Raw genomic sequence first — 16,255 nt, 5'->3', positions numbered from 1 at the left:
CTTACTTGTCATTTTCTACTAACAAAGCATAATATGCTTTAAATACTTTTAAGAAAATTTCCCCTTGTTGAATATTATTTATATAAATACTATCTTTAAATTCTATAATATTACTCATTATTCTTATAAGTTCAGAATAACTTTTACCTTCTTTATAAAATCTATACATTAATCCTTGCCAATAGACAAGCGGCGTTCTAATAAGTACCTGCTCTAACATGTTAACACCAATTACTTCAGGAATATTATTCAACTCTATATGTTGATTATAAAACATGCTTAAAACTTTATTTTTCACAGTCTTATCAAACTTAATTTGTTCATAGACATAATTCTCAACATCTGATGGATATAATTTCGACGTTAAATCTTTGTCCAGTAGTTTTAAATCAAGCGGTACATCAAACTCATCAATACTTAATGAAGTTTTTATACAAACAGCATTTCGTTTTTTTAGATTATGAGCCCAGATTTGATAGAATTCAAATTTTTTATTTATATTATCCCAACCGTAGAAGAATACTTTCCCTTGATAATAATTCAAAAAATTATCCACAAATGGCGAATATCTAATATAACTTATACCATCATAACTTTTTAATTCTTTTATAAATTTGTTTGTATCAATTAACCAAATTAGCTTTAATCCAGCCCTCATATACCCTCTCGTTCTAGCTTTAATAAGGTCAAAAGGAATAACGGATCTTTGATACTCAAAAGCAATGCTATTATCTTTAATAAACACATCCGCTATTTGAATATCATTTTTTTCCCCTGTTTTAAAAATATGTTCAACTTCCACATTACGATATTTTTTTCTAAAATGTTCGTAAAGATCTTTCTTCGCTTCTAGATGCTCACTACTCTCCTTTTTATAAGTTTCAAACTCGCAAGAGCAATTTTTAGCATGTGCAAAATGCGATTGAATCTTCACTCCCTTTTTGAAAATTACTTTTCCCCCACATATCGGACAGTGATACTCCTTATTTTTTTCTATATCCTTATCCAATGCATTAAAAACTTCGTCTTTACTATCGTATGCTACGTACATAATGTTTCTCCTCTTTTTTTCTGTACTACACTTCCAAACTACTTCTAACGCCTCTTATTCAATTGTCAATTTACTTTAAATACCTGTATTTTCTATAAACAGAATCATCTACTTCTACTTCTATAAAATTCGTAAGATCCATCCACGTAATTTCATTTTCATGATTATCACTGTCTACTAAGTAAATCTTACTACCCTTCTCACATAGATAAAAGTTTTTCTGTCTGTCGTACATCCCTTGCATAAAGTCCATATCCTCTTCTAAAGAAAAGTCAAGACATCTTTTATACCAAGGTACCTTCGCATGTTTTTTTACCTCTACTACATGATCGTATTTACTTGCGTTCATAATATCTCCTCCTTCATAATTTTTCCCCTTTATTAAACTTATATTACCTTTTACAAACTAAAAGCTCCAAATCTATCGTAATTTCTTTTAGTTTATCTATATCAGCATCTGTGATAACTTTAGAAAATGTTAAAGGTGTCATCTTTAGAAAACTCGCTGCTTGAGTCTGTGTTAATTCAAATGTATCACTCACCGTTATCCTCTCCACGATAGTACAATTCTCCTCAATTAAACTCACAGTATCACTATTCGTATATTCCTTACCACCGACCAATTCTCTAATTTCTCTTAGATAATTAGCATTCGGAATAACCTTAATCAAATATCCTTCATCTCCAAGCACTCTGAAAAATTCTTCATAATTTGCTGGTGTTAATATGTTCAAGATACACGAAACACTACCATCTTTGAACGGAAGATTAGCTAAGTTAGCTACCATGTACGGATTTAACTTATCCTCTTTTACAGCTAACTCTATCGCGTCCTTGCTATTATCTAGACCATAAAAATATTTCTCAGGAAATACCGTCTTTAACTTCTTGATGTAATAACCTTCTCCACACCCGATATCCAGCACAATATCTCTAGCATATTTTTCAACTAAATTTTGGATATTTTTTAAAACATTCGCATAAAAATCATTACCAAAAACTTCACTACGAGCTCTAAACAGCTCTTCACTATATTTTGTAGGCTTATAATTATTTATTAAATGGATATATCCTTTTTTAGAAAAATCATAACGATGATTATTACTACAAATCAAGCTAATATTCTCTATACAAGATTCTGATAAACACTTTGGACAAAGGTATATTTTTTCTTGATTAAACTTCTTTATTACATTCTCTATTTTCATTAAAACGCCTCTATACTTTCTAAGTTTATTGTATCAAATTTTTTAAAATATTGGTAGCAAAATACAGCTAAAATATTAGAAAATTTCATCTTTTTCAGTTTTCTTCTAAACTTTATTTTTATTAGCTAATTACCGATTTCATTCCACTTTTTTAAAACAAAAAATGACGACAATTCTCCACAGAATGTTTTTATCGTCATTATATTTATATATTAATATTTTTTATTATTTTATGGTTGTAATTTTATCGTTTTAAGCTTTAGAAATATATTAAAATATTATTTCTTTTTTTTCTCTCTTAACTCTTTAAAAAAGTTCTTCATTAGCGTAGAGCACTCTTCTTCAAGCACCCCAGAGATAACCTTAGCTTGATGATTAAATTTATTCTCACCTACTAAATCAATACAACTTCCACAGCAACCATATTTAGGATCACTCGCTCCATAAATAACATTTTCAACTCTAGCCTGAACAATTGCCCCGCTACACATAACACACGGCTCTACAGTAGTATATAAGTAACTATTATCAAGTCTCCAAAAACCTTGTTTTTCACAACTTTCTTTAATAACTAGCATTTCCGCATGATTCAATGCCTGTTGATTTTCTTCGCGAGTATTGTGTGCTTTCGCAACAACCTTATCATCAATAACCAACACAGCTCCAATCGGAACTTCTCCTTTAGCGTACGCTCTCCGCGCTTCTTCTAACGCCAACTCCATATAATAAGAATGATTTTTCACACCACTACATCCTTCCACAAATACTTTTTTCATCTTATTATATCATATTTAGAAATCGTTAGGGGTAGTAAATTACAAAGTTATCAACATCAATTACATAAAAAAAGACTTAACAAAAACAATATTAAAACTGATTTTGTTAAATCTATTCCCTTAAACTTTAGCGATAATTAATCCAATAATATATTTCCACAAATAGAACAGCTGCTATAAACAAGAATGTCAACATACCTAGTACTATAGCGTGTATTTTCCTTTTGAAATACAGATATCCTATAAATTCTCTAATAAATGCATTAAGACTGAAATAGAACCTTGTCGGAGCCCCATAACCAATACATCTAAATCCTAGAGTTCTTGCTTGAACCAATGCTCGGTAGACGTGGTAATAATTCGTTACAACTGCGAAACTTTTATCAGCCGGAATAAATTTCTTCGAAAAAATAATGTTTTCTTCTGTAGAAGTTGATTTATCTTCTAGAATTATATCTTTTTCATCAACACCTTGCTCGAGAGCATAATTTTTCATCGCGAATGCTTCAGATACTACTTCGTCAGGGCCCTGACCTCCTGACATTATCAATTTACTTCCAGGATTATCTTTGTATACTTTTATCCCTTTTCTAATTCTACTAGCAAGTAACGGTGTTACTCTCTCTCCAATCAATCCTGCACCTAAAACAACTACATAATCAATCTTCCTCGGTAAAATATTGATGAAGTTTAAGATGCTAGATACTAAATAAGACATCGCTATACATAGAAAATATAAAACTACTAAACTAACATAAACATAAAGTGTATTTAACGCAATATTGTCACGTGTATAAGTAGCAACACGTGGCCAATAAACTATATAACCTACAAGCAAGAAAAACGTAGCCAGACTCAGTAAGTTACCTACTCTTAAACCTTCTCTTCTAATAAGCATAAATGAATTGTATAAAAACATAATTACTACTGCAATTGGCAATAAAGTGAATATTACAATTGCAATGACAAGTAATACTACACCTAAATTATAAACAAAGTTATTATCTGTTGCATTATTAGTAATAAGAGTCATTATATAAAAAATAAAACTTAGACCTGTCGCTATAAAAAATATTCCTAAAAACAGATTTCTTCTATCGAAATACAAAACAAATAAAAACAGCAACAGAAATACTGTAAAACTTATAAAAGAACCTATTACCATAAAAACCTCCTTCTTACACATATATATTATAAATTATATTGCAAAATTAGTATAAGTGTCAATCACGTCTAAAAATAACCTATATCTTCCTCTCGCAGTTACCTTCACATTAAATATAAAAACGAGGAATATTAGATTCGTTTAAACTACCGAAAGTTACACTTTCTCGTAACCTTCTGATTATAATATAATCCGCTATTCCTCATATTATTATTTATTCAGTTCTCAACGCTTCTACCGGATCTTTCTTCGCAGCTATTCTTGATGGAATAATACTAGCAATAAGTGTCAGTATTAAACTAAGCAATATTAGTCCAATTGATGATTGAGCATTTACCGATGCAGTAAATGCCTCGACTTTTAGCGCCTTAGCAATACTTCCACTTATTGGAACAGATAAAAGCATAGTCACCCCTACACCTACAGCACCAGAAATAAATCCAATTAACCCTGCCTCTGCGATAAAGATTCTTGTAATATCTTTTTTACGAGCACCAATCGCACGTAAAATACCAATTTCCTTCGTTCTTTCTACTACAGATACATATGTTAATATCCCGATCATAATAGATGATACGATTAGCGAAATTCCCGCAAAAGCTGATAATATTAATGAAATTGTATTAATCATCTGCGACATAATCGTCGTCATTTGCTTAGCTAAATCTGCATATGTGATACTATACTTGTGATAATCTGAGCTATTCGGACCATATTTATCCGCTACTTTCTTGTTAAAATCATTAATAACTTCCGCTATTTTATCACGATCATTGAAAGATTTTGGATAAATATTAATTGCACTCGGAGCAGTTTTTGCTCCTAACGTTGCAAGAATTTGTTCCGCAGTGTCACTATCCATCTTCTGATTAGTTATAATATTTCTAGTTTTATCTTTTTGTTGAGCTACTACGATATCCGACTTCGCTTCTTTCTCAATCATCGCTTTTTGTAAAGCTCTTGTGTAACCAATTGTCATCTGTGGTCTAGTAAAACTATCTTTAGCTTTTAAAATAGCCACTACCTTAACCTTAGTTCCAGAATCATACATCTTAGCATCCACATCACGTGGCACGAATCTATCTGCTATTTTTCTGTAATAGTTGTTATTTTCTACAACACTGAACTCTTTTCCGATAACATCTTCATACTTAACTTTCGCATTTTCATCAAAGCCTAATGCTTTTATCGTGGCTTTGTCAATTTCATTATTTTTTGCAGTAAATAACACAGCTTCATTATTGCTAGGATATTCAAAATTATCTTTAGATGATTTCACCACTTCATATTGATTCATAATTAGGTTCTTATCTTCTGGTAATACTCCAAAAATACTATCATTAAATGATGTTTGTTCTTGTTTTACAGCTACTACTTCACCTTTTGCATTTTTAGTTAGTGCTTGTAATTTATAACCTTCTGCAAAATCAATCGCAGAGTAATAATCTTTAGCATTATTTTGAATATAATTTATAAATGTTTCTCCATTCCCTAATGAATCAACTGAGTATAAATTTCTATGCACATCTCGACGCGATTTTGGTACCAATTCTGAGGCATTAGAGTCTTTTTCTGAATTGTCATCATCAACACTAAGACCGAAGTTTACCTGATTTGCACTTATCATAATTGGCATTGATGATAAATTCTCATTTTGCATCGTTTGAATATACTTATCCATTCCCGATGAAATAGCTAATACTAAACCTATACTAATAATCCCTATACTACTTGCAACAACAGTCATAAGCGTACGGAATTTTTTCGTAAGAAGATTTTTAAAACTAGATTTAATCGCACTACTAAATACCATGGCTGTTTTCTTCAAAGCAAAGCCATTATCAATAACCTCTTCAGCTACATATGGATTTGTATCTTCTTGAATCTCACCGTCTATAACTCGTACTATTCTATCACTATACTCTTTTGCAAGTTCAGGATTGTGCGTTACCATTATAACTAACTTCGTCTTACTAATTTCTTTAATAAGTTCCATAATCTGAACACTAGTCTTACTGTCTAGCGCTCCTGTAGGCTCATCTGCAAGAATAATCTTTGGATCAGTTACTAATGCACGAGCAATCGCCACCCTTTGCATCTGACCACCAGAAAGCTGATTAGGTTTTTTATAAAGATGCTCCGCTAATCCAACATCTTCCAATACTTTTTTCGCCTTCTCATCATTTTCTGCATTCGATTGACCTGAGATAGATAAAGCTAATTTTACATTTTCAATAACACTTAAGTGAGAGATTAAATTATAACTTTGAAAGACAAAGCCTATAGTCCCATTTCTATAACTATCCCAATCTCTATCTTTAAACTCTTTAGTAGAGCGCCCCATAAGAGCCATATCACCTGATGTGTATTTATCCAAACCGCCTATAATGTTTAATAGCGTCGTTTTTCCACTCCCACTAGCACCTAAAATCGAGACAAATTCATTTTCTCTAAAATGAATATTTACAGATTTTAGTACCTCTACCTCACTACCACCAGTATTATACTTCTTAACTATATTTCTAAGTTCTAACACTCTACGTCCTCCTAATTTATTATTAGACAAACTTAAACTTTTCTTTACATAAAACTTCTCGTGTATGTAATTATAGCATACAACATATCCCTATTAAAAGAATACTCTCTTCTAAGGATACGTGTATGCTATAACATTTATTTAATTACTACTTTTATATTTATTAACCAAGTAAAAAGGTAAAACTGTAGAGAAAATCGCAATAACAACTATTAAAACTAGCGCTACTGTTGAACTAAAGAATCCACTGATGAATATAACAACTCCACAAAAAGTCATATACAACGCGTAAGCTCTAACTACTTTTTGTTCATTAACACCTTTTTCTAAACCAAAAAGATTAAAATTGTATTTTCCCCAAAACTCTTTTTTAGGCAGATAGTTACCAAGTATAATAAGCACTATTCCGATAACAAACACTGTTAATTGTGGTACATTGAAATTATTATCTAAAGCATATGCTACTATGCCACCTTGAACTAGAACACTTATCAAAGGTATAATTCCCTTAGCTATTAGCGCACCTTTTTTCGGAGTTTTATCAAAATCAACTACTAGCGAAATTATGACCTGAACTATAGCAAAGAATATAGGAAGTTCGATAATCGCACGAGTTCTACTTACAAAATTATCCGGCTCTCCGCTAACATTGAAATGCACAGCTATTTGTTCAGGTAATACATCATAATAATAAACTCCTATTAATATCGGCAATAAACAAATAGCAACACTTAGAAACAAACTTTTTTTATCTACTCTCATTGTCTTTTCCTCCTAAACCATAGATCCAAACCAGAACTTCTTCGAATACACTGGCATTTAATTCATAATATATGAAATTCTTATGTCTAGATTCTAATATTAAACCTGCTTTTTTTAATTGTGTTAGATGATACGATACAGTAGCACCAGATAGATTAAATTCCGAAGCTAATTCTCCAGCGCTTTTCTTATCCTCTTTCAACATTTCTAGTATATTTCTTCTTACTGGATCAGATATCGCTTTTAAAGTTTCACTCATCCCATTTATATCACCCCATTTAAAATTTGAACTGCAATTCTATTTAGATATCTTTCTAAATAGATTATAACTCTACCATATTTCAAAGTCAAGAACTATTTAGAAATTTTTCTAAATAGTTTCTGAAATTTGTTTAGCACACCCTATCAACTGTACTACAAATTAAAATATTTTTATAATCGTATTTTTAATAAATATAATAATATTTATTTGTATGATATTTATGTTAACATCTATTTATAAACTCATCTCCTTTATAAAACATGTCCTCACCTAATATTTCTGAATAAATATTATTAAAACAGTGTTGTAAGCGTATTATTTTTCTTAAATATATTTTCTGTATTATTTTTTAGCGTGTGTTGACATAATTTATTTTTCTGTTAAAATAAAAGTTGTAAGCGTTACCTAAAGAGTGTTACTACTTTTATAAACGTTATGTTTTAGCTGAATACTAGATATTATTATCTATATATTTAATACAATATTTTAATCTAATATTCAGCTAAAATATAAAAAAATTAAAAGGAGATTTATTATGAAATTAGCACTATTTAACTTGAGAGAAGACGAAAGACCATTTGTTGACGCATGGTTAAAAGAACATCCAGAGGTGGAAGTTGATCTACACGAAGGGGAGCTTCAAGCAGAAACAAAACACCTATTAGAAGGAAAACAAGGGGCAGTAATGTTCCAAAATAGACCATTTGCAAAAGAAGTTTATGATTACGCTAAAGAGCAAGGCGTAAAAGTTATCGCAAACAGAATGGCTGGATTCGATATTTACGATATTAAATACATGCGTGAATTAGGAATTAGTATGACAAACGTTCCACGATATTCACCTAACGCAATTGCAGAACACGTTGTTACAACTGTTTTATACATAAGCAGAAATATTAGAAAAATTTTAAATAACGTTGAGAGACATGATTTCACATGGAATAAAAACATTATTTCTAGAGAGCTACAAACTCTTACTGTAGGCGTCCTTGGAACAGGGAACATTGGACGTCAAGCAGCAACTTTATTCAAAGGATTAGGTTGTAAAGTTATTGGTTACGACTTATACCCTTCTGATGCAGCTCGTGAAGTATTAACGTATGTTGATACTATCGATGAATTATTAGCTCAATCTGACGTTGTGACACTTCACGTTCCAGCTACAAAAGAATACACACATATGGTAAATGATGAATTCTTTAGCAAAATGAAAGATGGATCTATCTTCGCTAATGCAGCTCGTGGTATTCTTGTTGATACTAAAGCTGTTATTCGTGCCCTTGACAGTGGTAAACTACTAGGAGCTAGTCTTGATGTATACGAAAATGAAGGGAATTACGTTCCTAAAGACTTCTCTAATAAAGAGTTTGACGACAAATTAATGCAGGAATTAATTGACAGAGATGATATCGTCTACACACCACACACTGCCTTCTACACTGAAACAGCGGTTAAGAACCTTGTAGAAGGAGCTTTAAATGCTGCAGTAGAAGTAATAACTACTGGAGATTCTCCTAATATTGTTAATAGATAATTTCATATCAACTTTTACAAAATAACGACTAACCGTTTCACACAATATAGGAGTGACTCAAAAATCGTGATTTCGTAGAAATGGATTTTGTTGAGTCACACCACACAGTTATTAGATATCAATAAATCACTGTATCTATGAATTATTATATGAACTTTGTTAAATTTTAGGACTTTTGGAACAGCCTGAGAGTTTATTGATACTTAAATAGACCATCTACCAACTATGGAGCAACTCGAGAATTTGACTAAACTAAAATCATAGTTTTCAGTTGCTCCTTTTTTATAATCTTATATTTTATAAATGCCATTATCTGTAAGTTTGCATATTCTAAATATTTTTACTTATTCTTTAAATTTCAACTTTTCTAATTGTATATACAAAAATAAATATAAGATAATATTTCTCACACTTAAGATTATAACGATTCCTTCTATTTGACAAATAGCTATAATTTGCTAAAATAAAGTTGTAAACAGTTAGTAAGATAATTTTATCATTAAAATATTTTGGTATAATTAATATTATTTTATTTCTTTTCAATTATACTATTTGTTGCATTTGATATTAATTATTACTGAAATATCTATATTGTGGGGATAATTCAAATTAAATAAATTAAGCAATATTGCAAGAGTTGACCATTTCCCAAACAATATGTGGTATTGTTACATGAGTTAATAGGTAAGGAGATATATCTATATATATCATGCAATCTCTTTGATTGTTCTTAAAACTGTGGAAGACTCTTTCGACTTCCATTTTAACGACTATAATACTATAGTCATATATTTCCTTTCGGTTGTTAAATTTATTTAACAATAAACTTTTAATTTAATATCGGAAGCAATTCCGATCAATACTACAAAATAACAATTTACCCTAAATTTTTATTTTGTGTTCATATAACGAAAAGCGGTCCATTAAGGGCCACTTTTTGTTTTTTATTATTCACAATATTCTACTAATTATTTTCTAAATAATATAAAAAAGAAGAAATAGGATTCTCTCCTACTTCTTCTTTAATTATTATTAGTCGATTACAGAAACTTTTAAGAAGTTTGTTGTTCCAGCGTTACTTACTGAAGTGTTGATACCACCAGTGATTACGATAGCATCTCCTACTTTAGCATATCCTGAAGATTTAGCAATTCTTGCAGCAGTTAGTAACATTTCGTCTGTAGATTTAGCTTGTTCAGAGATTTGAGCATCAACTCCCCATACTAAGCTTAATCCACGTGCAACTTTAGCACTTGGAGTTACAGCTAAAATAGACGCGTTTGGACGGTATTTAGAAATTAATCTAGCTGTTTTTCCTAATTCAGTGTAAGTTACGATTGTGTGTAAGTCTAAGTTTAGAGCTGTGTATCCTACAGATACTCCAATTGCGTTTGTAATATCTTTAGATACAACTTTTTTAGAACGTTCTTTTAAGATACGAGAGTAATCTTGCATTTCTTCAGTACGTTTAGCGATTGTAGCCATTGTACGAACTGATTCGATTGGGTAAGCACCCGCTGCAGATTCTCCTGATAACATGATTGCATCAGTTCCATCGTAAATTGCGTTAGCTACATCAGATACTTCGGCACGTGTTGGACGTGGATTTTTTTGCATTGAGTCTAACATTTGAGTAGCTGTAATTACGAATTTACCAGCTTCGTTACATTTAGCAATGATATCTTTTTGCATGATTGGTACTTCTTCTGCAGGTACTTCAACCCCAAGGTCTCCACGAGCGATCATAATACCATCAGATACTGCGATGATTTCATCGATGTTATCGATAGCTTCTTGACATTCGATTTTAGGGATAATTTGAACGTGTTCACATCCTTCTTCTTTAAGAATACGTCTAACTTCTAGTACGTTTTCTTTTGTACGAACGAATGAAGCAGCAACGAAGTCGATATCTTGTTTACATCCGAAACGAATATCCTCTTCATCTTTTGGAGTAATACCTGGTAATTTTGTAGATACACCTGGTACGTTAACTCCTTTTTTGTTTTTAAGTACTCCACCGTTTTGGATAGTAGTGTAGATTAATCCACCTTCAACATCAACTTTGTTTACTGTTAATCCGATTAATCCGTCGTCAAGTAAGATTGTATCTCCAGCTTTAACGTCGTGTACTAATTCACCATAAGTGATTGAGAATTTTTCTGTTGTTCCAAGAACTTCTGTCATAGAAACGATAACGTCTTTTCCAGTTTCTAACATGATCGCATCATTTTCCATGTTGTGAGTTCTAATTTCAGGACCTTTAGTATCTAAAAGGATAGCTAAGTTAGTTCCTGTAGCTTCTCTAACTTCTTTGATTGTTTGGATTCTTGCACCGTGTTCTGAGTAGTCACCGTGTGAGAAGTTAAGACGACAAACGTTCATTCCTAACTCTACCATTTGAGTTAATGTTTCTTTAGCTTCAGACTTAGGTCCAATAGTACAAATAATTTTTGTTTTTTTCTGTATCATAATATACCTCTTAATTTTTAATCTTTTATTATTTTAACTTATTTTCAATTTATTTTCAAACATTTTCCTAAAAAATACTTGATTTTAAGAAAGAAAACATTTTCAAAATTAACAATTAGATTGAAAGTTGTTTAGACACATCATAGATAGATAAGTCTACATTGTGAACATCACCAAATACATCTTCAAATTTAGTACTTACAAGTTTATTATTTTGGATACCTACAGCACGACCTGATTTACCAGCTAATAATAATTGAACAGCGTAGTTACCTAATCTTGAAGCTAATACTCTATCTTGAGCTGATGGAGTTCCACCACGTTGAATGTGTCCTAGAATAGTAGCTCTTACTTCTTCACCAGTACGTTCTTTTAATTCTTTAGCTAATTCTTGTCCACCCATAACACCTTCTGCTAAAACGATGATTGAGTGTTTTTTACCACGATCTTCCCCTGCTTTAATACGAGCAACTACTTCTTCGATATCTTCTTTTTTCTCAGGAATTAGAAGACTTTCACTTCCTCCAGCGATACCAGCAAATAATGCTAAGTCTCCTGCGTTACGTCCCATAACTTCGATAATGAATGCACGCTCGTGACTTGATGCAGTATCACGAACTTTATCGATTGCGTCTACAATAGTGTTAAGTGCAGTATCGAATCCGATTGTGAAGTCAGTACAGCAGATATCGTTATCGATTGTTCCTGGTACACCGATAGTCTTAATGTTCATTTCATTACTTAAAGCCATAGCTCCACGGTAAGAACCGTCTCCACCGATTACTACTAATCCATCAATTCCTAAAGCTTCTAAGTTTTTAATAGCACCTTTTCTAACTTCTGGGTTAGCAAATTCTGGTAGACGTGCTGAATAAAGCATTGTACCACCACGGTTAATTATGTTACCAACATCCCCTACTTCAAGTTTTTTAATGTTGTTTTCAACTAGTCCTTTGTATCCTTGATATACTCCATAAACTTCTAATCCATTATAGATTGCTGTTCTTACAACGGCACGCACAGCTGCGTTCATTCCTGGTGCATCCCCACCACTTGTTAAAACTGCGATTTTTTTCATGTAGTCTTACCTTCCTCATAATTTTATTAATTATTTTTAAATTTACCTATCAACAATATCATATTTTTGAGATTTTTTCTAGTAAAAACAGAATTTTGTTTTATTTTTGTTCGATTATTTTTGTTTTTTTACTTATATGTGATTTTGATGCGTTTTCCAGGAAACTTTTCCAAAAATTTCTGAACAAATTCATGTTCGTTATTAATTGTAATTGTCTTCCCTTTTGTAGAATCATTATCAAGCAAGGCTATTACCTTAACTCTTCCATCATCATCCTTATATTCACTTAAAAGCTCTAATATTTCTTTATCAATAATTGTATAGATAGTTTTTATATTAGTTAGGCAGTATTCTCTATAATTTCTTAAACTAGCAATTTTTTCTAGAATATACTGTTCTCTACCATTACGAAGTTGTTTTTTCAAAGTCATAACAGCGAAACTTCCTGCTTTTATAAATACATTAGCATACTTAAATACACTTGGAAAAACAGTAACATCATAATCATTTTTCCCATCGTTAACTGTTAAAAATGCCATGTAATCGCCATTTTTAGTTCTTATCTCTTTTCTCGTTATGATTTCTACATAACTATCACTAACTTCACCACCAATATACTGCAACGGTAAATAAGCATACTTCTCTTTTTCTACTTGGACTGGATGTTTTAAGAAGTATGTTCCTGTGACTTCTTTTTCCATTTGGATTCTTTCTGTGATTGAATAATCTTCTACCTCTTCTACCTTTAATGTTAGGCCACTTTCTGCAGACAACGCAACACGTACATTATTTATAAACTGCCTATTATCTGAATAATAATCATTTACCTTTTTCATCAAAGTAGCTCGATTATAACCAAAAGTATCTAAAGCTCCAGCCTTAACTAATGAAACTGCGGCTTGATAATCAACCTTCTTATTCATACGTTTTAAGAAATCATCTATATCTAGATACGGTCCAAAATTAACTCTGTCTTGAACTATTTCATAACCACTTCTATAACCAACATTTTTTATTGCAGTTAGTGCGAAAACAATATCATTTTTAAAAACTCTAAAATTAGCTAAACTTCTATTAACGTCAGGTTTTACTAGATTAATTCCTAGATTCATAAGCTCTTGTTTATACTCATTAATCTTCTTCTCACTGCTTATTACGTTATTTAATAAGGCTGTCATAAAATACTTAGTATAATAGACTTTTAAATACGCTAAGCGATAAGCTAACATACTATAAACAACCGCATGACTCTTATTAAAACCATAATTCGCAAAGGTAACGATAAGATCAAAAAGTTTCTCGGCAACTTTTATGTCATAACCAGCAGCAACACTCTTCTCTACGAAGATTCGCCCATAATATTCAAGGTCTTCTTTTTTCTTCTTACTTACCGCTCTTCTCATATTATCCGCTTCATTAAGGCTCATATGGGCAAAGTTCACCGCAATTAGCATAATTTGCTCTTGATAAACTATTACCCCGTAAGTATCTTTTAATATTTTCTCTAAATGCGGGTGTGGGTATACTACTTGCTCTTCTTTATTTTTTCTTCGCACATAGACTTCTATCTGAGCCATCGGTCCTGGTCTATAAAGAGCATTCATCGCAACAATATCATTAAATTCCGTAGGTTTTAGTAGATTAAGTTTCTCCTTCATCCCACTTGATTCAAACTGGAAGATACCTTCTGTTTTACCTTTTGCAAATAGTTCATAGACCTTCGGATCTTGATAGTTTATTTTTGTTATATCAAATGTCGGGTTCTCTTTTCTAATTTCTTCAACAATACTTGATACCATAGTTAGATATCTAATACCTAAGAAATCTATTTTTAATAAGCCTACACTCTCTACATCATCCATCGTCCACTGCGTTAAGTACTTCGTCATATTCGATTCAGCTAAAGGCGCATAGTTAACAAGTGGCTTATCATCACTTATTACTATACCCGCGGCGTGTACCGATGGATTTTTCGGTAAATGCTCTAAACTCAGCGCTATACTGAACCAACGCTTATTAATATTACTCTGATTAATAAACGTTCTTAATTCTTCTGATATTTCATAACATTCTTTTAATGTTCTTGTCGAGCTAATATTACTACTAATAAACTTCAGAGTTTGTTCATCAAACTGCAATATTCTCGCCGATTCTCTAGCAGCACTTTTCGATTGGAATGTTGTAAAAGTGATAATCTGTGCCACTTTATCCGAGCCGTATTTTTCTTCTACATATTTTATAACTTCATCACGTCTAGTATCTTGGAAGTCTATATCTATATCCGGCATAGATATACGTTCTTTATTTAAAAATCGTTCAAACAGTAGATTATATTCCAATGGATCCGCTTCTGTTATGTCTAGTAAATAACATACTAAACTTCCGGCAGCACTACCACGTCCTGCACCTACTAATATACCATTATCTTTGGCATACTTTACAAAGTCATGTACTATTAAGAAATAATCATTAAAGCCCATCTCATCGATAATCTTAAGCTCATAACTATAACGTTTTTGATACTGATATACATCTTTACCTATTAACTTTTCCTTAACACCTTTTTGAACTAAATAATGCAAGTACTCTTTAGAAGATAACTTTTCGAATATCTCTTCTTTTTCTCCGTAGATATACTTAGGTAAATGATATCCCGAAAAATTCAATTCATATTTACAACTATCTATTATTAGTTTTTGATTAGCAAATGATTTTTCGAAAATAGCATATAACTCTTCATCTCCTAGAGCTAAGATTTCTTCAAAATCCTTTTGCTCTCTGACGAAGTCTTCTCCTGAGATAGTCGTAAGTTCCTGTATATTAAGCTTTTTGTTATCGCGAATAGCACGACTAACAATGACTTGTTGATAGTGCTCTTTATTTAGATAGAAACTTGGTTTAGTATAAACAATATTATCATAATTACTATAAAGACCTACCTGAAAACTCTCATTAAAACCAAAATAAAAATCATACTTACTTAGTAAATTTTTTAAATAAGAGAATTCCATACTATCCCTAAGTTCATCTACAACAATCAAGACAAAGTCTTCTCTGTAATCTATCATATCACTAGAAAAATCTTCTACAGTCCATTCTTCTCCGTTCATTAGCTTCGTAGAAATCTCTAATAGTTTATAAAACATCTTCTCTGTTTTACACAATAAATTGAATTTTAAAAGCCCTATCCCATAGCCTAAGTTAACTTCAAGACCTTGAATTAAGTTTATTCTTGCTTTTTTAGAAGCTTTATGAGCTTTAATAGCACCATACATATTTGGATCTACTATAACAACTGATTTCTGATTGTCTTTTGCTAACTTTGAAAACAGACTCTCGTACTTAATTGTACTATTCAATAAGTCATATGCACTATGTACTTGCATATTGTAATACATACTAATATCCTCC

The 16,255-nt window shown here is 31.5% G+C and carries 12 protein-coding genes; 1 reads left to right on the top strand and 11 read right to left on the bottom strand.

Going from position 1 to position 16,255, the window contains the following annotated elements:
• Position 1: 1 nt before the first annotated feature.
• From O3884_RS01590 to O3884_RS01555, 8 genes are all read right to left on the bottom strand, one after another.
• A complete protein-coding gene (locus O3884_RS01590; RefSeq protein ID WP_371451269.1) occupies positions 2–1,051 on the bottom strand; it encodes a competence protein CoiA in 1,050 nt (349 codons plus the stop codon).
• Positions 1,052–1,121: 70 nt separating this feature from the next.
• Positions 1,122–1,400 carry a hypothetical protein gene (locus O3884_RS01585; protein ID WP_003144200.1) on the bottom strand — a complete coding sequence of 93 codons (279 nt, stop codon included), beginning with the start codon at positions 1,398–1,400 and terminating at the stop codon, positions 1,122–1,124.
• Positions 1,401–1,443: 43 nt separating this feature from the next.
• The gene (locus O3884_RS01580; protein WP_371451268.1) at positions 1,444–2,259 is read right to left on the bottom strand and encodes a methyltransferase domain-containing protein; all 816 of its coding nucleotides are present in this window, start codon (positions 2,257–2,259) and stop codon (positions 1,444–1,446) included.
• 278 nt (positions 2,260–2,537) lie between these two features.
• The gene (gene tadA, locus O3884_RS01575; RefSeq protein ID WP_371451267.1) at positions 2,538–3,035 is read right to left on the bottom strand and encodes a tRNA adenosine(34) deaminase TadA; all 498 of its coding nucleotides are present in this window, start codon (positions 3,033–3,035) and stop codon (positions 2,538–2,540) included.
• Positions 3,036–3,162: 127 nt separating this feature from the next.
• A complete protein-coding gene (locus O3884_RS01570; RefSeq protein WP_371451266.1) occupies positions 3,163–4,200 on the bottom strand; it encodes a YdcF family protein in 1,038 nt (345 codons plus the stop codon).
• A 214-nt stretch (positions 4,201–4,414) separates the two neighbouring features.
• Positions 4,415–6,736, bottom strand: coding sequence for an ABC transporter ATP-binding protein/permease (locus O3884_RS01565; protein WP_371451265.1), 2,322 nt, complete (start codon positions 6,734–6,736; stop codon positions 4,415–4,417).
• A 141-nt stretch (positions 6,737–6,877) separates the two neighbouring features.
• On the bottom strand, positions 6,878–7,498 hold the full coding sequence (locus O3884_RS01560; protein ID WP_371451264.1) for a DUF1648 domain-containing protein: 621 nt from the start codon (positions 7,496–7,498) through the stop codon (positions 6,878–6,880).
• A complete protein-coding gene (locus O3884_RS01555; RefSeq protein ID WP_316451791.1) occupies positions 7,485–7,757 on the bottom strand; it encodes an autorepressor SdpR family transcription factor in 273 nt (90 codons plus the stop codon). The genes O3884_RS01560 and O3884_RS01555 overlap by 14 nt, the downstream gene beginning before the upstream one ends.
• 538 nt (positions 7,758–8,295) lie before the next feature.
• On the opposite strand from O3884_RS01555, the gene O3884_RS01550 reads away from it, so the two are divergent.
• Positions 8,296–9,294, top strand: coding sequence for a D-2-hydroxyacid dehydrogenase (locus tag O3884_RS01550; protein ID WP_371451263.1), 999 nt, complete (start codon positions 8,296–8,298; stop codon positions 9,292–9,294).
• 1,032 nt (positions 9,295–10,326) lie between these two features.
• Here O3884_RS01550 and pyk read toward each other — a convergent pair.
• From pyk to O3884_RS01535, 3 genes are all read right to left on the bottom strand, one after another.
• Positions 10,327–11,766 (bottom strand): pyruvate kinase, encoded by a 1,440-nt coding sequence (gene pyk, locus O3884_RS01545; RefSeq protein WP_371451262.1) that lies wholly within the window; start codon positions 11,764–11,766, stop codon positions 10,327–10,329.
• 115 nt (positions 11,767–11,881) lie between these two features.
• A complete protein-coding gene (pfkA, locus tag O3884_RS01540; RefSeq protein WP_371451261.1) occupies positions 11,882–12,844 on the bottom strand; it encodes a 6-phosphofructokinase in 963 nt (320 codons plus the stop codon).
• Between the two features lie 128 nt (positions 12,845–12,972).
• The gene (locus O3884_RS01535; protein WP_371451260.1) at positions 12,973–16,242 is read right to left on the bottom strand and encodes a DNA polymerase III subunit alpha; all 3,270 of its coding nucleotides are present in this window, start codon (positions 16,240–16,242) and stop codon (positions 12,973–12,975) included.
• Between the last annotated feature and the right edge of the window lie 13 nt (positions 16,243–16,255).

The sequence above is a fragment of the Gemella sp. 20925_1_85 genome, from assembly GCF_041433735.1.
GTDB lineage: Bacteria > Bacillota > Bacilli > Staphylococcales > Gemellaceae > Gemella.
Note: the sequence above shows the minus strand (reverse complement) of the source record. Positions and strands in the feature narration are given on the sequence as shown.

Excerpts from the sequence above, each read along its gene's own strand:
- O3884_RS01590 (WP_371451269.1), bottom strand. The coding sequence starts at position 1,051 with ATGTACGTAGCATACGATAGTAAAGACGAAGTTTTTAATGCATTGGAT.
- O3884_RS01585 (WP_003144200.1), bottom strand. The coding sequence starts at position 1,400 with ATGAACGCAAGTAAATACGATCATGTAGTAGAGGTAAAAAAACATGCG.
- O3884_RS01580 (WP_371451268.1), bottom strand. The coding sequence starts at position 2,259 with ATGAAAATAGAGAATGTAATAAAGAAGTTTAATCAAGAAAAAATATAC.
- tadA (WP_371451267.1), bottom strand. The coding sequence starts at position 3,035 with ATGAAAAAAGTATTTGTGGAAGGATGTAGTGGTGTGAAAAATCATTCT.
- O3884_RS01570 (WP_371451266.1), bottom strand. The coding sequence starts at position 4,200 with ATGGTAATAGGTTCTTTTATAAGTTTTACAGTATTTCTGTTGCTGTTT.
- O3884_RS01560 (WP_371451264.1), bottom strand. The coding sequence starts at position 7,498 with ATGAGAGTAGATAAAAAAAGTTTGTTTCTAAGTGTTGCTATTTGTTTA.
- O3884_RS01555 (WP_316451791.1), bottom strand. The coding sequence starts at position 7,757 with ATGAGTGAAACTTTAAAAGCGATATCTGATCCAGTAAGAAGAAATATA.
- O3884_RS01550 (WP_371451263.1), top strand. The coding sequence starts at position 8,296 with ATGAAATTAGCACTATTTAACTTGAGAGAAGACGAAAGACCATTTGTT.
- pyk (WP_371451262.1), bottom strand. The coding sequence starts at position 11,766 with ATGATACAGAAAAAAACAAAAATTATTTGTACTATTGGACCTAAGTCT.
- pfkA (WP_371451261.1), bottom strand. The coding sequence starts at position 12,844 with ATGAAAAAAATCGCAGTTTTAACAAGTGGTGGGGATGCACCAGGAATG.
- O3884_RS01535 (WP_371451260.1), bottom strand. The coding sequence starts at position 16,242 with ATGTATTACAATATGCAAGTACATAGTGCATATGACTTATTGAATAGT.